The sequence below is a fragment of the uncultured Faecalibaculum sp. genome (assembly GCF_910588395.1).
In the GTDB taxonomy this organism is placed as follows: Bacteria; Bacillota_I; Bacilli_A; order Erysipelotrichales; family Erysipelotrichaceae; genus Faecalibaculum.
Map to the genome: position 1 here is coordinate 34538 of NZ_CAJUPA010000009.1, position 22397 is coordinate 56934.

At 56.2% G+C, this 22397-nt stretch carries 21 protein-coding genes; 8 read left to right on the top strand and 13 right to left on the bottom strand.

The genetic code is table 11. The annotated features are described in order from the left end of the window. Positions 1-72 precede the first annotated feature (72 nt). From QZ305_RS03785 to QZ305_RS03805, 5 genes are all read left to right on the top strand, one after another. Positions 73-1038: an L-lactate dehydrogenase gene (locus tag QZ305_RS03785; protein ID WP_294730204.1), complete on the top strand. Its 966-nt coding sequence runs from the start codon at positions 73-75 to the stop codon at positions 1036-1038. Positions 1039-1439: 401 nt separating this feature from the next. Then, the gene (locus tag QZ305_RS03790; protein ID WP_294730205.1) at positions 1440-2540 is read left to right on the top strand and encodes a galactose ABC transporter substrate-binding protein; all 1101 of its coding nucleotides are present in this window, start codon (positions 1440-1442) and stop codon (positions 2538-2540) included. Positions 2541-2677: 137 nt separating this feature from the next. After that, a complete protein-coding gene (locus QZ305_RS03795) occupies positions 2678-4195 on the top strand; it encodes a sugar ABC transporter ATP-binding protein (protein WP_294730206.1) in 1518 nt (505 codons plus the stop codon). Between the two features lie 19 nt (positions 4196-4214). Continuing rightward, entirely contained in the window at positions 4215-5291 is a 1077-nt protein-coding gene (locus tag QZ305_RS03800; RefSeq protein WP_294730208.1) for a beta-methylgalactoside transporter, read from the top strand. A 194-nt stretch (positions 5292-5485) separates the two neighbouring features. Next, a complete protein-coding gene (locus QZ305_RS03805) occupies positions 5486-5908 on the top strand; it encodes an InlB B-repeat-containing protein (RefSeq protein WP_294730210.1) in 423 nt (140 codons plus the stop codon). 303 nt (positions 5909-6211) lie between these two features. Here the strand turns inward: QZ305_RS03805 and QZ305_RS03810 are convergent, their stop codons facing one another. The 4 genes from QZ305_RS03810 to QZ305_RS03825 all read right to left on the bottom strand — a co-directional run bounded on the left by QZ305_RS03810 (position 6212) and on the right by QZ305_RS03825 (position 10417). Then, on the bottom strand, positions 6212-6988 hold the full coding sequence (locus QZ305_RS03810) for a metallophosphoesterase (RefSeq protein WP_294730212.1): 777 nt from the start codon (positions 6986-6988) through the stop codon (positions 6212-6214). Between the two features lie 104 nt (positions 6989-7092). Next, positions 7093-8010: an ROK family protein gene (locus QZ305_RS03815; RefSeq protein WP_294730213.1), complete on the bottom strand. Its 918-nt coding sequence runs from the start codon at positions 8008-8010 to the stop codon at positions 7093-7095. Positions 8011-8066: 56 nt separating this feature from the next. Then, the gene (locus QZ305_RS03820) at positions 8067-8816 is read right to left on the bottom strand and encodes a methyltransferase domain-containing protein (RefSeq protein ID WP_294730214.1); all 750 of its coding nucleotides are present in this window, start codon (positions 8814-8816) and stop codon (positions 8067-8069) included. Positions 8817-9082: 266 nt separating this feature from the next. After that, a complete protein-coding gene (locus tag QZ305_RS03825) occupies positions 9083-10417 on the bottom strand; it encodes a patatin-like phospholipase family protein (protein WP_294730216.1) in 1335 nt (444 codons plus the stop codon). 125 nt (positions 10418-10542) lie between these two features. Between QZ305_RS03825 and thpR the strand changes: the two genes are divergently transcribed. Then, entirely contained in the window at positions 10543-11046 is a 504-nt protein-coding gene (gene thpR, locus QZ305_RS03830; protein ID WP_294730217.1) for an RNA 2',3'-cyclic phosphodiesterase, read from the top strand. Between the two features lie 169 nt (positions 11047-11215). Here the strand turns inward: thpR and QZ305_RS03835 are convergent, their stop codons facing one another. The 6 genes from QZ305_RS03835 to srtB all read right to left on the bottom strand — a co-directional run bounded on the left by QZ305_RS03835 (position 11216) and on the right by srtB (position 17158). Next, positions 11216-12844 carry a DAK2 domain-containing protein gene (locus QZ305_RS03835; RefSeq protein WP_294730219.1) on the bottom strand — a complete coding sequence of 543 codons (1629 nt, stop codon included), beginning with the start codon at positions 12842-12844 and terminating at the stop codon, positions 11216-11218. Positions 12845-12850: 6 nt separating this feature from the next. Then, on the bottom strand, positions 12851-13210 hold the full coding sequence (locus QZ305_RS03840; protein WP_294730220.1) for an Asp23/Gls24 family envelope stress response protein: 360 nt from the start codon (positions 13208-13210) through the stop codon (positions 12851-12853). Between the two features lie 68 nt (positions 13211-13278). Next, entirely contained in the window at positions 13279-14394 is a 1116-nt protein-coding gene (locus QZ305_RS03845) for an FtsQ-type POTRA domain-containing protein (protein WP_294730221.1), read from the bottom strand. Beyond that, positions 14382-15284 (bottom strand): UDP-N-acetylmuramate dehydrogenase, encoded by a 903-nt coding sequence (gene murB, locus QZ305_RS03850; protein ID WP_294730222.1) that lies wholly within the window; start codon positions 15282-15284, stop codon positions 14382-14384. Before murB ends, QZ305_RS03845 begins: the two co-directional genes overlap by 13 nt. Beyond that, positions 15281-16372 carry an undecaprenyldiphospho-muramoylpentapeptide beta-N-acetylglucosaminyltransferase gene (gene murG / locus QZ305_RS03855; protein ID WP_294730224.1) on the bottom strand — a complete coding sequence of 364 codons (1092 nt, stop codon included), beginning with the start codon at positions 16370-16372 and terminating at the stop codon, positions 15281-15283. Before murG ends, murB begins: the two co-directional genes overlap by 4 nt. Before the next feature lie 36 nt (positions 16373-16408). Continuing rightward, complete coding sequence (gene srtB, locus QZ305_RS03860) at positions 16409-17158, bottom strand: class B sortase (protein ID WP_294730225.1); 750 nt, start codon at positions 17156-17158, stop codon at positions 16409-16411. Positions 17159-17319: 161 nt separating this feature from the next. On the opposite strand from srtB, the gene QZ305_RS03865 reads away from it, so the two are divergent. After that, positions 17320-18612 carry a hypothetical protein gene (locus tag QZ305_RS03865; RefSeq protein WP_294730226.1) on the top strand — a complete coding sequence of 431 codons (1293 nt, stop codon included), beginning with the start codon at positions 17320-17322 and terminating at the stop codon, positions 18610-18612. Between the two features lie 178 nt (positions 18613-18790). On the opposite strand, the gene nagB is transcribed toward QZ305_RS03865, so the two are convergent. After that, positions 18791-19507: a glucosamine-6-phosphate deaminase gene (gene nagB / locus QZ305_RS03870; protein WP_294730227.1), complete on the bottom strand. Its 717-nt coding sequence runs from the start codon at positions 19505-19507 to the stop codon at positions 18791-18793. Between the two features lie 119 nt (positions 19508-19626). Continuing rightward, positions 19627-20109, bottom strand: coding sequence for a PTS sugar transporter subunit IIB (locus QZ305_RS03875; protein ID WP_294730228.1), 483 nt, complete (start codon positions 20107-20109; stop codon positions 19627-19629). A 139-nt stretch (positions 20110-20248) separates the two neighbouring features. Between QZ305_RS03875 and QZ305_RS03880 the strand changes: the two genes are divergently transcribed. Further along, positions 20249-21397, top strand: a complete 1149-nt coding sequence (locus QZ305_RS03880) for an AraC family transcriptional regulator (protein WP_294730229.1) — start codon at positions 20249-20251, stop codon at positions 21395-21397. 92 nt (positions 21398-21489) lie between these two features. Here the strand turns inward: QZ305_RS03880 and QZ305_RS03885 are convergent, their stop codons facing one another. After that, positions 21490-22347: an HAD family hydrolase gene (locus QZ305_RS03885; RefSeq protein WP_294730230.1), complete on the bottom strand. Its 858-nt coding sequence runs from the start codon at positions 22345-22347 to the stop codon at positions 21490-21492. Positions 22348-22397 lie beyond the last annotated feature (50 nt).

The following is a 22397-nucleotide window of genomic DNA, read 5'->3' on the forward strand; positions in this document are numbered from 1 at the left end:
TCGTCAGACGTGCTTTTTATTTAGATTTCACTTCAGTCGTTCTATAATCAGTATCAGGAGGAACTCAGTTTTATGGAAAAAATTGCCAAGCGCAGAATCATGCTGATCGGCACCGGCATGGTAGGCATGAGCTTTGCCTATACAATGCTCAACTGCACCGGAATCGATGAAATGATCCTGGTGGATGTGAACCAGGACAAAGCCCGGGGCGAGGCCATGGACCTCAACGACGGTCTGGTGTACGCCGCGTCCAAAATGAAAGTCCGGGCGGGTACCTATGAAGATGCCCGGGATACGGACATCGTCGTTCTGACCGCCGGGGCAGCCCAGAAACCGGGACAGTCCCGTCTGGAACTGGTCAGGATCAACGCGAAGATCACCAAGGGTGTCTGCGAGGATCTGAAGAAAAACGGCTTCAACGGCATTCTGATCGTGGCCAACAACCCGGCGGACATCATGACCTATGTGGCATGGAAGACCAGCGGACTGCCGGCTGAGCACGTGATCGGCTCGGGTACGGTTCTGGATACCGCCCGCCTGCGTCACGCTCTGTCGGAATTCCTGGGATTTGCCGATTCCAACATTCACGCCTACATCATGGGCGAGCACGGAGACTCCAGTTTCGTTCCCTGGATTCACACCTACATCGGCTGCAAATCGCTGCTGGAGTACCTGGACGAGAACGACATTTCCCTGCTGGAGCTCCAGAACATCTACATTGATGTCCGGGACAAGGCCTACAAGATCATCGATCTGAAGAAGGCAACCTACTATGGTATCGGCTATGCCCTGAAGCGGATCGTGGATGCCGTGATCCACAACGAGAAGTGCATCCTGCCGGTTTCCAGCTATCAGAACGGCGAATACGACCGGTCGGGTCTGTTCATCGGCACGCCCAGCGTGGTCAGTGCCAGAGGTGTGGAACGCGTCATGTGCCTGCCGCTGAACGAAAACGATCAGGCACGGTTCAACAAATCCTTCGATACCCTGGAAGCAACGATCCGGGAAAACCTCGGCGACATCATCGATCTGGACTGATTCTGCACCGCAGCACAACCGCAGCCTCTGCTGCGGTTTTTTTGTGCTCCCGCAAGGCAGGCGCGTCCCTGCTCTGTTCTCCTGACGGGAGTGCACACAGGCTGACGCCAGTAATAAACCGCAGTAAAATAAGTAAATTCTATCAGATTATTTTAGTTAATTTTACCAGAGAATTTCCTGTTTAAATCTGGTGGTTTTTGACTGAATCGTACAAATCTGGTGGAACTGTATCCGCTTTCACTCCAGATATGTCCCGAAACAGCTGGTTTGCGTGACACTTTCGATACAGCTGTCACCTGGAGATGAAAAAATAAAAACAGGCTCTTTTTTTACTAAATAATTTGCGATATCATGCAGTCAGCAACAGATGAAAGCGGTTACCACCGCGGGAAAGGATTTTTATGAAACTTCGTGATTTTGGAAAACTGGCTCTGGCCGGCACCATGGCATTCTCTCTGGCAGCATGTTCTTCCGACGGCGGCTCCAGTGACGGCGGTTCCGGCAGCGGCTCTGCCGACGGTGAAGTATCCGTCTTCTACTACACCTACGGTGACACCTACATTTCCTCCGTTCGCTCCAACCTGGACAGCGATCTGAAGGAAGCCGGCATCAACTTCGTTGACTACGACGCCAACAACTCCCAGACAACCCAGACCGAGCAGGTGCAGACAGCCATCTCCAAAGGCTCAAAGTGCCTGGTGGTCAACCTGGTCGACACCGCCAGTCAGGACGCAGCGAAAAACATCATTGATCAGGCTGAAGCAGCTGACATCCCTGTCATCTTCTTCAACCGGTCCGTTGACGAAGAGGTCATCTCCGCCTATGACAAGGCAGCTTTCGTCGGCACCGACTACGAACAGGCCGGCATCATGCAGGGCGACATGATCGGTGACTACCTGGTGGAAAACTTCGACAAGGTTGACCTGAACGGCGACGGAGAAATCTCCTACGTGATGTTCAAGGGTCAGGAAGGCAACGCCGAAGCCGATGCCCGTACAAAATACGGTGTGGAAAACGCCGATGCGAAACTGGACGAAGCCGGCAAGAAACCGCTGAAGTTCTATGACAGCAACAACTCCAACAAGTTCCTGCTGGACAAGGACGGCGCATGGTCCGCAGCACAGGGCACAGACCTGATGCAGACTGTTCTCTCTCAGTACAACCCCGCCAACAAGAACATGGTGGAACTGGTCATTGCCAACAACGATGACATGGCTCTGGGTGCCATCTCCGCTCTGGAAAACGAAGGCTACAACAAGTCCGATTCCGAGATCACCATCCCTGTATTCGGTGTGGATGCCACAGACGCAGCCGTTGCGAAAATCAACGAAGGCGCCATGACAGGTACCATCAAGCAGGATGCAGAAGGCATGGCCGGCGCTCTGTGCACCATGGTTCAGAACATGATGGAAGGCAAAGACAAGTTTGACGGCCTGGATTCCGAGAACGTGATCGGAACATGGCGAATCAACATCCCCTATTCCACATACACTGGCGAATAGTCTCCTCCTGAAAGCAGCCGGGCGCCGGCTGCTTTCTTCATGAATACCGGCACACGGCATCACAGCCGCACAGCCGGATACCGGGTGCTCTTCCTTTCCGGATGCAGCGCACACGGTAAGGATAGAAAGGAATCTCAATGGAAACGACAGCAAACCGCAAAGACAACCCGGTCCTGCTTCAGATGCAGAACATCTCCAAGCAGTTTCCAGGTGTCAAGGCGCTGGACGGTGTCAGCCTGAATGTGAAATCCGGCACGGTGCACGCCCTCATGGGGGAAAACGGCGCCGGAAAATCCACGCTGATGAAATGCCTCTTCGGCGTCTACAGCAAGGACGAAGGCACGATCCTCCTGGATGGCCAGGAAGTGAGCTTCAAGAACTCCAAGGAAGCGCTGGAAAACGGCGTGGCCATGGTGCACCAGGAACTGAACCAGGCCCTGAAGCGCAATGTCATGGACAACATCTGGCTGGGCCGCTACCCCACGAAGCTTGGCATCGTGGATGAAAAGAAAATGCTGGAGGACACCAAGGCGGTCTTCCGGGAACTGGAAATCGATGTGGACCCGAAGCAGATCATGAGCACCATGCCTGTGGCTGCCAGACAGATGGTGGAAATCGCCAAGGCGGTCTCCTTCAACTCCAAGGTCATCGTATTCGACGAACCTACCTCTTCCCTGACCGAAGAGGAAGTGGAACACCTGTTCCGCATCATCAACATGCTCCGGGACCGGGGCGTGGCCATCATCTACATCTCCCACAAAATGGACGAAATCCTGCGGATCTCCGATGAAATCACCGTCATGCGGGACGGTCAGTGGGTCGCCACCAACCCTGCCAGCGAGATGGACATGAACAAGATCATCAAGCTGATGGTCGGCCGGGAACTCACCAACCGCTTCCCGCCCAAGGACAACGAAGTCAGCGACGAAGTCTCTCTGGAAGTCAATGGTCTGACCGGGCTCTACAACCAGCTGGATGACGTGAGCTTCCAGGCTCACAAGGGTGAGATCCTGGGCATTGCCGGACTGGACGGAGCCGGGCGCACCGAGCTGCTGGAAACGATTTTCGGTCTGGCCACCAGAAAAGAAGGGACCATGTCCCTGCATGGCAAGCCCATCACCGTCAACAACCCCCGCCAGGCCGTGAAAAACAAAATGGCGCTGCTGACGGAGGAACGCCGGGCCACCGGTATTTTCGGGATCCTGGACATCCAGGCCAACACCACCATTGCCAACCTGAAAAAGTATCTCAAGGGCGGACTGCTGTCGGCACCGCTGATGAAGGAAGACACCGCCTGGTCCATCAGCGCAATGCACATCAAGACTCCTTCCCAGCAGACCAAGATCCAGTCGCTGTCAGGCGGCAACCAGCAGAAGGTCATCCTCGGCCGCTGGCTGCTCACCGACCCGGAGATCCTGCTGCTGGATGAACCCACCCGCGGCATCGACGTGGGCGCAAAATATGAAATCTACGAACTGATCAGCGACCTGGCCAAACAGGGCCGGACGGTTCTCATGGTCTCCGGAGAAATGCCGGAACTGCTGGGTGTCTGCAACCGGATCCTTGTCATGTCCGGTGGAAAACTCGCCGGCGAAGTGGATGCGGACAATACCACCCAGGAAGAAATCATGACACTGGCTGCCAAATACGTATAAGAAGGAGAGAAGAAACATCATGTCAGAAAGCAAAACCAGGAAACAGAACCGGATCCAGGCCTGGATGACTGCCTACAAGGCCATGTCGCCGGCGGACAAAAAGCGGGCCATCAGCTCGCTGCTGCTGAACAACGCCATGTACATCATCATCGCGATTGTTGTGATCTTCATCGCGATCCGCGTACCGGCGTACCGTTCCCCGAATTCCATCATCAACATCATCAACCTGACCGCCGCCAAGCTGCCCATTGCCCTGGGCATCGCCGGCTGTATCGTGCTCACCGGTACCGATATTTCCGCCGGGCGGATGGTCGGTCTGGCTGCCGTTATCGTTGCCAGTATGTCCATCACCAACAACCAGATCTTCCCGGGTCTGGAACCTCTGCCGATCATCGTCCCGCTGATCGCCGCCATCGCCGCCTGCGCCTGCATCGGTCTGATCAACGGCTTCTCCGTGGCGAAGTTCGACCTGCATCCCTTCATCGTGACCCTGGCCACACAGCTGATCACCTACGGTATCATCCTGATTTACCTGAAGCTGGGAACCAACAACGGTCAGACGCTGTCCGGATTCGACCCCGGCTACCGGGATCTGGTCACCGGCACTCTGTTCACCATTGCCGGCGTCAAAGTTCCCATGTATGTGCTGTACGCCATCATTCTGGTGGGGCTGATGTGGGTGATCTGGAACAAGACCACCTTCGGCAAGAACATGTTCGCTGTGGGCTCCAACAAGGAAGCTGCTGAAGTATCCGGCGTCAATGTCCACAGAACGATCATCCTGGTGTTCGTGCTGGCAGCCGTGATGTATGCCCTGACCGGCTTCATCGACGGTGCCCGGATTGCCTCCGTCAACGCCAACACCGGTCTGAACTACGAATGTGATGCCATTGCAGCCTGCGTCATCGGTGGTGTATCCTTTGTCGGTGGTACCGGTAAAATCTCCGGTATCGTCATCGGTGTTCTGCTGCTGCAGATCATCTTCACCGGACTGAACTTCCTGTCCGTTGACCAGAACCTGCTGTACATCATCAAGGGTCTGATCATTCTGGTGGCCTGCGCCATTGACATGCGCAAGTATCTCGCCAAGAAGTAATCACCTTTCCCGGCGGCGGCCTGCATGACAGGGCGGATCAGTCAGTCTGAGCGCTCTGTCAGAAGCCGCCGCCTTTCCTTTTTCCGCTGTCCCCTCCCTCCCGCTGCCTGACAGGCAGCCAGGGACCGGCAGCGTTTGTATTTCGCAGACCGCCGGCTTTTTCCGCTGTCAGATCGCGGCTGCACAGGAGTGTTATGGAACAGAAACCAGACAAGGATCCGGCACAGACGCCGGAGCCCGGAAACGAAAAAGAGCCCTCGAAGTTCACCCGGGGGATGTACAAAGGGGTCCGCATTTCCGTGAAAACCCTGGACAAGCTCATCATCGGAGGGATCCTGGTGATTGCCGTGCTGATCATGGTGGGCATCTCCCGGGGGGATGGCTACCGGGTCACCTACGACTCGAAAGGCGGCAGCGATGTGGCATATCAGACGTATCTCTACGATGAGCCCCTGGACATGGAAACACCCCAGCGCGAGGGATACGAATTTGAAGGCTGGTACTTTGATGAAGGCTACGGCCGCCAGGCCTTTGACGGCATGAACGTCCAGTCCGATCTCACGCTCTACGCCAAATGGAGCAAGCCGGGCCCGGGCACTGAAGCAAAGGCTGAATGAGCCTTCACTTCAGGCCCTGACCCTCTCCACAGACCACCAGTGATACCGCCCCGCTTTCCGTTGCGGTGCCGGTCTGCAGATGCGGGTTCCTGCCGGGCAGACATTCACATCAGACACACTGTGTCCGGCATCTTCCTTGCGAAACGCGCGTCATCCCGCTCATTCAAGCATCAAAAGAGCCGTCAGCCCCTGTGGACAGGGCCTCACACCCTGTCCGCCGATACTGACGGCTCTTTGTTCGTATCCTGTTTTCTTCTGCACAGAACCCACCTGTACGGACCCGCTTGTGTCTGACTCGTCGTCTCAGACAGCCGGACTCTCTGCTTTCTTTGGAGCTTTTACATCCGCAATGCTCTTCAGTTCGTTTTCCAGATCCTCCAGCAGGATCACCCGGTCAAACAGCGTCACACAGGGATGCGTATCCCTGCGGTGCACCCAGTCGCCATGGTAATGCCCCGTGAACCAGGTGCGGTAATCCAGCCGTCCGGCGATGTCATCCAGATACACCTGGATATCCCGCCGGTCGCTGTCATAGTGTTCCATCGACTTCGCATACTTCTGCGCCATGGGATGCGATGCATACACATCGTGGGACAGAACGTAATCCACCTTCCAGTCCCGGGCAGCCAGATTCCGTTCGCCGTTTTCGCATTCCTGCACCGTAGGCAGCTCATCCTGCCACCAGTTCAGCCGCTCCGTACGGTACTGCACATCGTGGCTGAATCCCCCGCCGAAAGTGAAAAACGACCGTCCGTCAATGTCATAGACTTCCCCCCGCAGCAGATGATAGACATTGCTGCGGATCTGCCGGGCTCTGCCCCCTTTGTAGTCCACCACCGGATAGGTATTCAGTACATCAAAGTTCTCGTGATTGCCGTCTATGAACAGCGTGTTCCAGGGAAGAGACTCCAGCCAGTTCAGCCAGAACCGGTCCCCGGATCCCCCGTCCCAGACACAGCCGAAATCCCCGCAGATGATGACATAGTCATCCGGTGTCAGGTGGTTCCCGGCTTCAAATTCCCTGGGATTGATCTTGTGTATATCCTGCTCACGGTGAATGTCACCTGTTATATAAATCATGACAGACCCTCCGGTTTTTTATTGTATCAGACTTGAAACGAGCCAAAACAAAAACCGGTCGTGTAACCGGTTTCAGGTTTCAGATGACTCAAAGCTGAACGGAATCAGGCTGCCTGTTCCTCTTTGTCATGCTCGAAAGCCAGGCACGCAGCCCCCAGCAGACCGCTGTCTTCGTTCAGCGTGGAAGGACGGACCTTCACGTAGGGCTTCAGCTCATCCAGAACTTTTTCCCGGACTCTGTCCTCCACTTCCTGGACAAATCCCGGAATCTTCAGCGCCACACTGCCGCCCAGGATCACGATCTCCGGATCCGTGATGGCGATCAGGATCGAAATGAAGTTCGCCAGGTATTCCTTGGCATCATCCATGATCTCCATCGCCGCTGCATTGCCCTGCTTCGCCAGATCGTTGACTTCCCCCGCGTGTTGCACATCCAGGCCAGCTTTCTTCGCCCGCTCCGTAATCGCTGTACCGGAACAGATCGCCTCCACGCCGCCGGGATAAATCTTGCCGTGCTGCGGCCCGTTTCTCCACAGCGGTGCATACGCCACTTCATGGCCATAACCGTGGGCGCCCTGGTAGATCTTGTGGTCAATGACCTGCCCGGAACCCAGTCCGGTGGAAATGGTCAGAAACTGCACATAGCGGCAGTCACGGCCTTCTCCCACCACGGCTTCCGCCAGCGCCGCCAGATTGGCGTCGTTTTCCAGATACGTGGGAATACCCGTGACTTTCTGAATCTCCCCGGCAATCGGGAAGTTCTGCCATGTATCGTGAAGATTCGGTGTGTTCAGAACCTTTCCGTTGATCAGATCCAGGGGACCCGGGCAGGAAACACCCATGCCCACGATTTCCCTGTCACCGGCCATCTCCTTGAGAGCCTCCGAAAGGCGGACAATGGTGGGAATGGGATCATGGGCATCCGTGCGGAACTGTGTGCGCTCCACAATGTTCATCCCTTCATCCACCAGAGCGATCCGGCTGTTTGTGCCGCCAATATCCACGCCAACTGCGTATTTCATGATGTTCGTATCCTCGCTTCCTATTGCTGAAATCATTATATCAAATCTGTGATTCTCTACCGCACCGCCGTAAAGAAGATGCGATGAATTTTCAGCAGAATGTGACCGTTCTCATCCATCTGATACGCTTCAGCCACCCGTTCCTTCAGCTCCGCCGCCAGCGCCTGCACCGTTTCCTCCTTCAGATCCGGATCCAGCGGCTCCAGCCGGGCATTCACCAGCCAGTCCATCATCGCCTCCGGATCGAACCCGTGGTAATAGTAATCCGTCTCCCAGTAATCAAAGGACGACGCACAGGACTGCAGGATACGGTGATACTCCGCCGCCTCCAGGGCATTCCACCGCACCGGATACTCCGGGAAATACTTTTGAATCAGCTCCTCGAAAATATCGAACAGCGGTTCGCCCTTTGTCTGGGGAAACCCCACTGCCAGAACCCCGTCCTCATTCAGATTCTTCATCAGCCGCCAGATCGCATTCTCATGATCCGGCACCCACTGCAGCGCCGCATTGGAAAACACCAGGTCATACCGCCCCTGCAGCGACATCAGATCCGCCTGAACAAACCGGCATTCCGGATGCTTCTGCCGCGCCAGCCGGATAATCTCCGGATTCCGGTCCACACCCGTGACCGCCGCCTCATGAAACACCTCGTCCAGCACCTTCGTGCTCTGCCCGTACCCGCAGCCAAGATCCACCGCCGTACGCACCAGAATATCCACCCGCTTCGCCAGATCCTGCGCCGGCTGACAGGCCTCCTGCGCAAACTGACGGTACTTGTACCGGTTCCAGTTCATATCATCCATCCCTTTCTTCCTCTCCCGGGCGCCCTTTCCAGCGGTTCACCCAGGTTGCATCTTCATCATCCCCCTGTGTCCGGCCCCCGTCAAAAGATACCGGAGTCAACCTCGCGGATTCTTCTGTTTCTTTCCTCTTTCCGCCGATCCAGGCCCCGGCTGCCGCCCGCTGCAGCATATCCCTCCGGAGACAGGAAACCGGGCGGCCATTGGCAGAACACGCAAAAAAGAGCGGTCAGATGATGACAACCGCTCTCTGTATGGCTCCCGCAGGCTCAGATCAGCAGCAGAAGCCGGTAGCGTTCCATAAGGTGCCAGCCCCAGGCCAGATAGTATGGGAGCTGGTATTTCTCTTTCAGGATGCCGAACTGGGCCGGCAGATGACCGTTGAAGCCCTGGATGGCGGAGTGGAAGAACACGATCATGTCCCGGAGGCCTTTCATTTCCATGGCGTGATAGAGCAGCGGCTTCCGGATGTCATTGGGATCGTCATCAAACTGCGTGAATTTCTCCAGCAGCTGTTTGATGAAATCGTTGAAATGCAGCTGGCTGTAAGGACTGATGCCGGCAATCAGGCCCATGCACTCCAGGATCCGTCCGAAGATGTATTCGTTGGCGTACCGGTTCTGCAGGGGCCGGGGGACGTAACCGAGAATGAACTGATAGATTTCCTTCATGACACCGTCCATTTTCTCCAGGAGATAGGATTCCCCTTCCGCTGCGACGAGTTCCATGGCGGATTTCTCCAGGCGCTTCATGTGGTTCCAGTCTTCGGGATAGAAGGTGTAGAGATACCCCGGCGCAAGATCCAGATACTTCAGGGCGTCCAGCTGTCCCAGAGCCACCTGGTTTTTCAGGGTTTTGCCGTCGAAATCCAGGTAGTAGGCCAGTTTCCAGATGGGCCGGATGAGCAGATCTCCCGGCGCAAGGTCCGGATCAGGTACGTCCATGTCCTGCACGTCCACCACAACCAGCTTTCCGGCGCCCAGGTCTCTGGCCAGTAAGACGGGATTGGTCTGGGCGAAGCCGCCGTCAATGTAATACTCGCCGTTCATGGTGATGAAATTGAATGCAGGAAAATAGGCGGCGCTGGCAAGAAGAACATCCACCGCATTGTCGGGATTCATGTCGTTTTTGGTGAAGGACTGGGGCTGCTGTCTGGAGACGTTGTAGCTCAGGCAGCCAAACTTCATGGGAGAAGCCGCGAACTTTTCATAACTGAAGAGTCCCTTCAGCTTGTCCCGCAGGGGTGAGATCCCGGGACCCCCTTTAGAGAAGTCCGCAAAAAAGTCTCCGGCGCTGGCGTAATTGTGTCCGGCGCTGGTATACTGCGCCGGGAACATGAACAGGTTGCTGGCAACGGAGTCCTGGGTGAAGGTCCCGATCCAGTCTGTCAGGTCCTGCACACTGCCCTGTACATAGACTGCACCGCAGATGGCACCGATGGAGGTGCCGGTGACCACATCGAAGGCTTTCTTCTGGCTGGTGAGCGTCTGCAGCACCCCGATTTCATAGCTCCCTCTGGATCCGCCGCCGCCCAGGACGATGCCCGTGGTCTCCGGTGATGCGGGCGTTTCCGGGCTGGTTGCCGCTTTGTTTGTTTCTGTCAACTTGATTCCCCCTTGTTACAAGAAGAATACAACGCCTGCTGCCGGAATGCCTGCGGCCTGCTTCCAGTCACATGCAGTGGTATTCTGTGAACAGACAGGCAGGGGCTGCCTGTGGAGGTGATTGCATGCGGCTGTTCATTGCACTGGATCCGGATCCGGGTACCCGTCAGAAACTGATGGACCTGCAGGACCGGCTGCGCCAGGCTGGCTGGCAGGGAAACTGGACGAGACCGGAGAACCTGCACCTGACACTGGCGTTTCTGGGAGAATGCACTCTGGCGCAGAAAGACCGGATTCTCCGAATTCTCGAAGCGTCATCCTTTCCCCGGACACAGCTGGATTTTGCGGGGTGCAGCCATTTCGGTTCCCTCTGGTATGCCGCCTTCCGGCCGGATCCGGCACTGACGGAAGCCGTATACGCGCTGCAGCAGGCGTTGCGTGACGCCGGACTGCCGGTGGACACAAAGCCCTTTGTGCCCCACATTACCTTTCTGCGCAGAGCCCGGATTTCCACACCAGGGGCAGTCCGGAATCTGGATCTGTCCTTCGTGCTGCAAACCGGTCACCCGGTGCTGTATGAATCCAGGCAGACAGGCGGACAGCTGGTCTATACGCCGGTGACAGAGTGAGGTCCCGGGCCGGCTGCTGCAGTCCGCCAGCCGGTTCTCACCATATGTCTGCAGCCCACCATCGGGATGGTGCATGCTTCAAAAGTCAATTCGTCAAAAAGGCACCTGGCTTTCCTTTCGGAATGGACAGGTGCCTTTGTATTCTGTTTTGCTGCTTTGCCGACCGGCTTTATTCCACACCAATGATGAAAGAATACACCGGCTGTTTGCCGTTGACGACTTCCACCTCGGCGTCGCATTTGTCCGTGATGTAGCTCTCCAGGGCTTCCGCCTGTTCCTTCAAGGCGTCTTCACCATAAATCAGCGTCACCACTTCACTGTCTTCATCCAGCATGGAATCCAGCAGGTTCTTGGCTGCGTTCATCATGTCCGGTACGCAGGTGACGATTTTCTTGCCGGCAATGCCCATGAATTCCCCAGCCCGGACTTCCAGACCGTCAATGGTGGTATCCCGGACTGCATACGTCACTTCCCCGCTCTTCGTGGAGGCAATGGCTTCGTTCATCTCCGCCAGGTTGGTCTCCAGATCCGCATCCGGGTTGAACAGGATGCAGGCGGACAGACCCTGGGGAATGGTCTTCGTGGGAAGCACCTGAATGTCCTGATCCTCCAGCACATCCGCCGCCTGCTGGGCCGCGAGAATGATGTTGGAGTTGTTGGGCAGGATCAGAATGTGGTCGCAGTTCAGAGACCGCACCGCACTGACAAAATCCTCCGTGGAGGGGTTCATCGTCTGACCACCGCCGATCACCACATCGCAGCGCAGATCTTCAAACATCTTTTTGATGCCGTCGCCTGCCGCCACGGTGATCAGTCCGTACTTCTTGTGTTCGGCTTTCTTTTCAATGGCTTCGTCTTTGTTCAGGATTTCCTCATGCTGCTCGGTCATATTTTCGATCTTCAGCTTCAGGAATTTTCCCTGCCGCTTGCCCATCTTGATGGCTGTCGCCGGTTCCAGGGTATGCACATGCACCTTGACCAGGTCCTCATCCTGCACACAGACAATGGAATTGCCAATGGTCGCCAGCTCATCCCGGAAGGATGTTTCCGAGAAATGCTTCATGCCCTGCTCGGAGAGATGCAGAATGAACTCCGTGCAGAAGCCGAATTCCTCTTCGCCGCCTTCCACTTTCGTCTGGGCGTTTTCGCCGGCGGCAGAAGTGTCTTCCTTTTCCACCGGGTGACCCTGCATGGCTTTCAGGAATCCTTCCAGAATCACCAGCAGACCGTAGCCGCCGGAGTCCACCACGCCGACTTCCGCCAGGACCGGCAGCAGCTGCGGGGTGGTGTCCAGGGATTCCTTTGCTTCCTGCACCATCCGGGCCATGACCTTTTCACAGTCCGTGATATCCTCTGTCATGGTGTAGGCATAGGTATAGTCAGCGGCTTCCCGGATCACGGTGAGGATCGTGCCTTCCACCGGACGCATGACAGCCTTGTAGGCTACCCGGCTTCCGTTGACCAGGGCGTGGGCCAGCTGAACCGCATCCACTTCATTCAGGCCTTTGACCGCCTGATAGAAGCCGCGGAAAATCTGACTGGTGATGACACCGGAGTTGCCCCGGGCACCCATGAGCAGACCCCGGGAGAGTACCTTTGCGATTTCCCCCACGCTGTCGGAAGGACAGGCGAGGGCTTCCTTTACACCGTTGGACACGGTGAGATACATGTTGGTGCCCGTGTCTCCGTCAGGAACCGGGAATACGTTCAGTGCGTCCACTTTCTGCTGCTGATTGCCCAGGTTGTTCATGCCCGAGCGCAGCATTTCCTTGAATAGCTGTCCGTTGATTCTGTCCATTCCCAGTTACCTCGAAACCCGTACACCCTGTACCCAGACGTTCACTTCCTGGACCTGAACCTCCAGGGTCTTTTCCAGGACATATTTCACCCGCTGCTGGGCTTCGTGAATGACTTCCCCCAGCTTGATGCCCTGCAGGGCAATGATATACAGATCCAGAATCAGGCCCCCGTCATTCTGACGGACAACCACGCCTCTGGCATAATTTTCCCGTTTGAGAAGTTCGGCCAGGCCGTCCTTGAGCGTTTTCTGACTGGCCATACCCACGATGCCGTAGGACTCCGTGATGGTGCCGCCGGCCAGAGCCGCAATGGCATCCAGTGAAATCTGGATCGCGCCGAATTCTGTCGATTTGTTGATAGGCATAGTACCCTCCTGTTCAATTCCCGGCCTTGCAGCCTGTCATCTACTGAATTATAGGTCTTTGAAATATCTTATTCAATGACGGTGAAATCCTGCGCAGCTTCGTCCCAGCGCAGAAACAGCCCCTGATGGGGATCATAATACAAATCCGAAGATGGTGAATACTGGTAGTCAAACACATCCGTCGCCTGCCAGTCTCCGTAAGCATCATAGCTCAGTTCCGGTGTTTCAGACTCCGGCTGCCCGTCGCCTGTTTCAGTACCGGCTTCCGTGTCAGTCTGCGAACCGCTTTCATTTTCTCCGGTATCCGGCGTCCGGGCACCGCTGTGATCTGCATCCTGGTCCTTTTCGGAAGCGCTGTCCTTTTTCTCTTCCGCCTGCTGTTTTTCCTGAGCGGCTTTGCGCTCCATTTCCTCCCTGAGCTGTGCCCGGTACGCTTCCCGCTCTTCCTGAGACATGTTCAGATAGTCGCAGGCCACCTTGTTGATGGCAGAATTGTCCCGGTCCAGCAGCAGGCACACGCTCTGGCCCTTCAGCTGCTGCAGCATGTCTTCATAGTGGGTCATCATGGCCAGGTCCTCCATGCTGGAGAACACCACGTTGCCGTCCTGCATGGTGATCCGCAGCATATTGTCATCATAGCTGGATTTGTAAGGAACGATTTCCGCGATCTGCGCCGTGACTTCCCGGGTGAGATACTGCCCATTGTCCCGGAATTCCCGGGCAATCTGTGCCAGCTGCTCTGTTGTGAAATCCGATAACAGAGGAAAATGCAGAATGCTGCGCAGATATGCCGGATCGATGGGCACCGACTCTCCTTCGCTGGTGAGCATATAGTCCTGTCCGTCCTGGACGTAGTAGCCGATCACGTTTTTCTCCTGCACCTGCAGACTCAGCCGGTTGCCGCTGCGCGTCACCCGGGCGCTTTCCACCAGCGGGCTGGATTTGAGCTTTCCTTCGATCCAGAAAGCAGGTGTCAGCCAGATCCTTGTGGAGGTGCTCACACCGGCCATCTGATAGATCTGCGTATCCGTGAAGAGATAATTGCCCTCGCAGGCCAGCACCTGCACCCGGGAGTCCGGAGACAGGTAATAGACAGCCAGAACCGCTGCCAGCATGGCCGCACCGGAGAACAGATACAGCCGGCGCAGAGACCAGGATGTCAGGATCCGCTTCAGGTGGTCCATTCCGGAATCTCCACTTCGGGAATCAGCTCCAGGCCGAATTCCCGTCTGGCCCCTTCCATCACCAGGTCCATCAGCGCCCGGACATCCCCGGCGGTTGCCTGTCCGGCATTCACGATGAAGTTGCTGTGTTTGTCGGAGATCCGGGCTCCCCCGATCTGCGTGCCCCGCAGCCCCAGCTGGTCAATGATCTGCCAGGCGGGCATTGTCTCCGGGTTCCGGAATGTGCTGCCGGCGCAGGGCTTGTCCAGCGGCTGGGCTGCCATCCGCCGCTGCTGGCGGGATGCCATCAGCTGGCGGATCTCATTCTGATTTCCCTTTTCCAGCTGAAACTTGGCTGCCAGGATCGTCCAGTCCGGATGATCCTGAAAGGCGGAATGGCGGTAGCTGTAGTCCAGCTCCTCTTTGGGCACCCATTCCACTTTCCGGTCCCGCAGCACCAGCACTTCCAGCAGAATGGAAGACAGGTCACTGCGGTAGGCGCCGGCATTCATGTACAGGCCGCCTCCCAGACTGCCGGGAATGCCGCTGGCAAATTCCAGCCCGGTCATGGAGTGCTTCATGGCTTCCACCGCCAGTGCCGGCAGGGCGCAGCCTGCCTGGGCATAGAGAATGCCCTCCGGTTCAAAGTAGCTGTCATTGAAAGTGTAATCCAGGTTGATCACCGCACCGTGCCAGGCTTCGTCCGGCACCAGGAGATTGCTGCCTCGGCCCAGGACCAGCCAGGGAATGTTCCGTTCGTCCAGCAGCTCCATGATCCGCATCAGCGCGGTGACGCTTCTGGGATGGATGAACCAGCGGGCCGGACCCCCGATTTTGTAGGTGGTATGGGCAGACATGGGTTCCTGTTCCAGCACTTCGCCGTACAGCCGCAGCAGACTGGTGAACGTCATGAACGGCCTCCGCACAGGACTTCCATGTCCTGCAGCATCTGGTCGGCAGCCTGCGGCCGCCCCAGCTTTCTGGCATTGGCGGCTGCTGTCTGCCGGATCATGTCAGAGCCGAAAAAGCCATGTATGGTTTCCCGGAGGATTGCCGGGTTCTTCAGCAGCGCTGCTTCCTCCACCAGCTGCGCAGCGCCGGCATCCTTCAGAACCGCCGCATTGTAATACTGATGGTTGCCTGCCACATAGGGGCTGGGCACCAGAATGGCGGGAATGCCTCTGGCAGTCAGCTCCGCAATGGTGGTGGCACCGGCCCGGCAGATCATGCCGGCAATATACGGATAGATTTTCAGCGTGTCCACATAGCTGACGGCTTTCACATCCGGCCGGTTTTCAAAGCACTTCGCCGCTTCTTCATTGCCCCTGCCGGTGACAAACAGAAACTGAAGGCCGTCAATGGGACGGGCCAGCACCTGCTGCATGACGTCGTTCATGGTGGTGGAGCCAAGGGATCCCATCATGACGAGAATGGTTTCCCTGTCCGGATCCAGCCCCAGTGCCTGCCAGGCAGCCGGATCGCCCTGGGCACGGGCCGCGACAGACCCCCGGGGATTGCCCAGCTGTTTCACATTGCCTCCGGGAAACTGCCCGGCGGCTTTGTCATAGCAGACCACGATTTCATCCGCGTATCTGGCGGTGACCCGGTTGGCTTTGCCGGCGATGGAGTTCTGCTCGTGCATCATGACAGGAATGTGCAGGATGTGTGCCGCCCGGAGCACCGGGGCGGAGACATAGCCGCCGAACCCCACGACGACATCCGGCTGAAATGCCTTCAGGATCTTTTCCGCTTCCGGAATGGCCTTCAGCAGGGAAATTCCGGCCCGGATCTTGTCCTTCAGGCTTCCTTCCAGACCATGGGTGTCCAGCGCTGTGAATTCAAAGCCGGCTTCCGGCACGATGCGTGCTTCCATCCGGTCGGCATTGCCGATGAAAAGGATCCTGGTGTCCGGATCCTTTTCCATGGCGCTCTGAGCCAGTGCCAGAGCGGGATATATGTGGCCGCCGGTTCCGCCGGCAGCAATGCAGATTCGTTTCATGAAATTTGTTTCCCCTTTGTTTTTCATGCAGCGTTGTCAGTCCGCCAGAGCAACAGGTTCGTTCCAGGGCTCCAGCACCGCAGTCAGCGCCAGCCGGTTGATGCTGTCAAAGCCATAGTCCAGGTCGCAGGTGGACAGCGTGATCATGGGCCGGCCGGCGGGATCGACCTGGCGGCTGTAGGTGGCTTCATCCATCATCTGCTGCTCGATCTCTGTCCGGTAGTCGCCAAAGTCCGACTGATAGAAGGAAGTTCCTTCGGTGGTCTTGGCAAAGGTGCGGATATCCGCCCGGTAATTGCCCTGGGGGGTCAGCAGATAGAAATACGGATTGGCATCGAAGAACCCCTTGTCCTCGTATTTGTCCAGGTCAGTGAACATGCCCCCCACATCCACGGAATGGCCGTAGACAATGGAATTGTTTCCGGAAAAGTCGCCGGGTGCGCCGGAATCCAGAAAAATCGCACCCCGGTGATTGTCGGCACCGGTATAGGTGTGCGTGAGATAGTAGCTGTTGTCGCTTCCCTGCACCACAGGATAGGAGAATCCCAGCTGCGGGACATAGAGCCAGGCCACAATGTCCGGGTTCTCCTCTTTCAGTGCCGCCCAGTCCGGCTCCAGGTATTTCTGCTGTGTTTCCGTGTTTTCCTTCACGGCATGTTCCTGCATGGTCTCCGTTTCCTTCTCCACCTGCCGGGAACCGCTGTATATATCGTAAAGCCGGTATGCACAATAGGCGAACACGCACAGACATGCCAGCATCAGTATTCTGTAGATCCATTTCTTCATGTCTTTCATGATAAGCAATCCGGCTGCAAAAAAAAAGGCCGCAGAACCTGCGGGACAGCAGATGAGGTGACAGAAAGATGAATTCACAAGTATGTCATCTGCAGGCATAATGAAAGTTGCCCGGAAAATGTATGCGCTTCCGGGAAGAAAGAGGAAGAGATATGAATCACAGACACAGACATGAGCCGAAATCCGGCCCCCGGTGGTTTTCCTGCCGGCGGCTGTTTGCCGGCGGACTGGTGCTGCTGGCACTTCTGGCCTGCAGCGCCGGCATTGCCCTGCACAGTCAGCAGGAAACAAGGCAGAAGACGCTGGATGCCGGCACAAAGCTGATTGAAACCACGTATGTTTCCAGAGCGAAGCTGGAGCAGGCTCTGCTGGCAGACTGGCCACCGGAAGCCGTGGACTGGACCATGGACGAGCTGGCAGATACGGACTGGGAGGCGGAAGCAGCGGAAGCGGCGCTGGATCTGGGCAGCGGCAGAACGATTTCCGAAGAAGCGCTCCGGCAGGACCTGCGGGAACTGGAATTCACCGCCGGACAGTCAGAGTCGGCACTGGACAACGTGCGAAGCGGAATCGATTACGATGCGCATGCCCGAAGTGCCCTGGAACTCTGCGCGGCGGATCGCAACGGATATATCACACGACCGGAAGGCCGCAGCCGACTGCGCGAAGCGCTGTTCACGGAGGATCAGATCCGGATGGCGCTGGAGTCGGATACGGTCAGCTGGCAGAAAGCTGCCCGGTCTCACGCGGACACGCTGCTGGAAGAACCGGTGTCACAAAAAGCACTGGAAGCCAGTCTGACAGAGGCGGAATTCACAGAACCGGAAATTGACGCAGCGCTGGAGAGTCTGCAGCCGGATTTCAATGAGAACTGCCGGCGGTATCTGGAACAGACCGATCCGGAGAACCGGCTGTCCAGAACGGCTTTGCAGAAGGCAGCACAGGAAAAACGGTTTGAGCAGACCCAGATCGACCAGGAACTGAAATCCCGGGATTTCACCTGGAATGCGGTGCGGTTTGCGGGGTATCTGACGGATCAGCAGCGTGCTGCCATGGCGGCAGAGGACCTGGACAGGGAGCTGAAAGCCGGAGGATTCACGGAGAAGGAGCAGGAATTTGTCCTGACCTGGTATGATGCCGCCACTGGCCGGATGCCGGATGAAGCAGGAATCAGGGAGAAGATCCGGCAGGAGGAAGAAGCCCGGAAAAAGGCGCAGGAGGAAGAACAGCGCAGGGCTGAAGAAGCTGCCAGGCGGGCGGAAGAGGAAGCCGCAGCCGCCCAGGCACCCGCCACCTCCCAGTCCAATGCCGCCACGGTGTGGATCCCCCGGACTGGCAGCAAGTACCACTCGAATCCGAACTGTTCGAACATGAAGAATCCGTCGTCGGTGACGCTGGATCAGGCCATTGCCTGGGGATATGGACGCTGTAAAAAGTGCTGGTGAACCCTGCACAGCTGCGCATGGTCGTTCCCGGGGCAGCACACAGGTGATGTAACAGGTGATGTATCTGCGACAGAGCCAGGAGGTCCGAAGCCTCCTGCGGTACGAAAAAAGGCCGGGTGAGCAATCCGGCCTTTCTTGTGTTCCTGTTCTGTTTTCTGTTGTGCAGTGAGCTGCAGCCCTATCTGGAAAGCTTGCTGGCGGCTTCCTTGTCCAGGATCACCGTTACCTTCGGGTGTTTCCGGAGAATGGATGCCGGGCATTCCTCTGTGATTTCGCCTTCGATCATGGCTTTGACTGCATCCGCCTTGCCGGCACCGTTGGCAATCAGCAGAATGCTGTCCGCATCCATGACTGTGCCGATGCCCTGGCTGATGGCGTGCGTGGGCACCTTGGTAATGTCGTTGTCGAAGAAACGCTTGTTGGCTTCCCGGGTACTTTCTGTCAGTTCCACGATGTGGGTGCGGGCATCAAAGGGTGTACCGGGTTCGTTGAAGCCGATGTGACCGTTGTTGCCGATGCCCAGCAGCTGGATGTCCACGCCCTTGACTTCGTCATCGTAGGCTTTGGCATCTTCGGCGGTGTCACCATAGGGAACATGGGTGTTGGCCGGATCGATGTCAATGCCGGAGAACAGGTTCTCGTTCATGAATGTCCAGTAGGACTGGGGATCGTTTCTGTCCAGACCGACATACTCATCCAGGTTGTAGCTCTTCACATCTTTGTAGCTGGTGCCGTTTTCCTTGTGGTCTTTGACCATTTCCTGATACAGGCCAACGGGGCTGGATCCTGTGGCCAGTCCGAGAACTGCGTCAGGCTTGGCATCCAGAACGTCTTTCATGACTTTGAACGCAGCTTTTGACAGATCCTCGTAGGTATCGCAAATCAGAACTTCCATAATTTTGAATCCTCCTGTAAAGCAGACAAATTATAACATTATTACTTTTAGCAAGATACATAAAAAGCATGCCGCCCGCTGTGCACTGCAGGCAACTGATGCAGAAGAAACAGCAGAGACTACTTTGTCAGCGCGTCGGGGTTTTCCACGGCAGATCCGGGAACCCGCTGAATGAACAGATCGGCGCCGGCTTCCTTCATCTGCCGGAAGAGATCCTTGTCCATGTCATCCAGCGCCACCGTCGTGGCGACCTGGTGCTTGCCTTCGGACATGTGCATGTTGCCCACATTGATCCGCTTCACTGCATCGGTTTTCTCCATGAGCCGTTTTGCATCCAGAGGATCGGCGACAATGATGAAGACCCGGGCACCGGGGTCGAGCTGTTCCAGCGTCCCGTTGATGTCAGCCACCGGGATGTATTTTGTTGTCACCCCTGCCGGGGCAGCCATGTTCATCAGCTCCTGGCGGAATGTGTCGGCAGCAGCTTCGTCGTTGGCCACGATCAGAACGCTGGCGCCCAGTTCCTTTGCCCACTGGGTGGCAACCTGGCCATGGATCAGTCGATTGTCAATCCTTGTCAGCAGAATCTCAGGTGATGTCATTTGTTTATCCTCCTTGCCTCAAAATATTGTGCATGATCAGCTTCATCATACAACTTTGCGGGCAGGTTTTCCCCTTTTCCTCTTTACACTAATTAAACAGAAGTTTATACTTTTCAACATAGGCACGAAGGAGAATTTAATGCTCAACAGAACAACAAGTTACCCCTTTCAGGCATACGGCGATGTCCTGTACCAGATGCCTCCGGGCGGCGGGCAGATGGCCGAAAGCACCCACAGCATTCACAACAAAGATTTTGACATCTCCTGCATCAGCACGGAACCGGTGTATCTGGAATGTCAGGAAGGCATTGCGCTGCTGGCGGTTTCCGTGGACGGGATTTCCTTTGAGGAATTCGTCATGGCCCGGACCGTGAAGCTGAAAGCCGGTGTGCATTTCAACGTGATTTCCATTTCCGGCAAGGCGAAAATCCGCATCCGCTGCGTCCCGGAAACGATGGGCACACATCCCATGGAAACCACGGTGAGCTACGATCCCATCATTTCCCGGCTGAATCTCAAGGAGATCCTGTCCAGCTATTATCAGGTGCGGAAAGGGTCCTATCAGTCCGGGCGGGAGAAGAACAGCTTCTACGAACTGATTTATGTGGATCACGGGGAAATGGATGTCACCGTGGACGACGAAACCCATCATATGCAGAAATACGATCTGATGCTCTATCATCCGGGCCAGCGTCACAGTCTGGAAACGGCAGAAGACAGTTCCTGTTCCTATATGTCCATTGCCTTCACCATGGATACCGGCATTGAAGGGAATCTGAAAAACCGCGTGTTCCACACCCGGAAGGACATGTACCAGACCATCAGCAAGTTCATGAAAGCCATTCAGGAAAACACGCCCCTGAACATGGAGCTGGCCATGCTGCATCTGAAGGAAATCCTGATCCTGCTGTATCAGTTTGACGGGGACAAGAAACCCGCCGGTCAGGAAACCACGCTCCAGAGCCATTACGACGATACGATGCTCAACGAGATCCTCGTGTTCATCCACAACAACGTCTACGCCAGCTACACCGTGGAGGATCTGTGTCAGAAATTCTCCATTTCCCGCTCCAGTCTGCAGGCTCTGTTCCGGGCAAACCTGGGCATGACCCCGAAGCAGTACATTTCGGAGCTGAAGCTCAATGAAGCCAAGAAGCTGATTGCGCAGCATGAACACACTATTTCCCAGGTCAGCGATCTGCTGGGATTCACCAGCATTCATTATTTCTCCCGGCGCTTCAAGTCGTATTTCGGCATTGCGCCCAGTGAATACGCCAGAGAGCACTGAGCTTCTCCGGTTTCGCTGATTCAGGACGCAGAAAGGCTGCAGCCATGCCCATGCGGGTGGCTGCAGCCTTTTGTCTTTGTATTGGATTTGTTTTACAGATCTGCGGGCTCAAACAGTCCCAGGTGCTCAAAGGCTTTGTACAGTCCGTCATCGTTCACATCCGCGGTGACATAGTCCGCTGCTTCTTTGATCTCCGGTCCGCCGTTGCCCATGGCCACACTGAAGCCGCAGAGTTCGAACATGGACAGATCGATTTTTGCATCCCCGAAGGCAATCGTATCCGCCTGATCTGCCTGCAGATGCCGCAGGAGCGCCTGAATCGCAGACTTTTTCGTGATGCCTGCCGGCCCAAGGTCCCCGAAGAGGGCATGTTCTCCCTTCCCGCCCCAGGTATTGGCTTCCAGATCCGGAAAAGCCCGGGCTGAATCCAGATGATCCTGATAGTCAGAAAGGACAAAACTGATCTTGTTCACATCATCCCGGTCCATCTCTTCATAAGGTACATGGATCATCTGAGCGAGGAACTGCGTGGATACATCCGCGGCTGCAGACTGATCCGCTCCCTTGCCCAGCGCATACCGGATCATGACTTCCTCTCCCTGTTCCAGAAACCGGTCATTGCAGAAAATGCCGGCATTGCTCTCCAGATAGAAGCCCAGATTTCTCTCTCTGCACCAGTCTGCAATGGACCGGGTCTGTTCCCTGCTCAGACTCTGATGCAGAATGACTTCTCCGTCATCTTCCACATAACAGCCATTGCCGCCGATCATGCCATCCAGCCTGGGCAGGTTCCGTTTCAGGATCTCCGCTTTGGAACAGCCGGTGCAGATATAGACTTTGTGTCCCGCCTGACGGGCTTTGTTCACCGCTTCTCTGGCACTGTCGGGACAGCGGGCTTCGTAGTCGATCAGTGTGCCATCCACATCCAGGAATACAGTTTTTCGCTTCATCGAATGGTCTCCTTTCTTCTCCGTTTTCCGGCCAGCCTACCGGATGCACC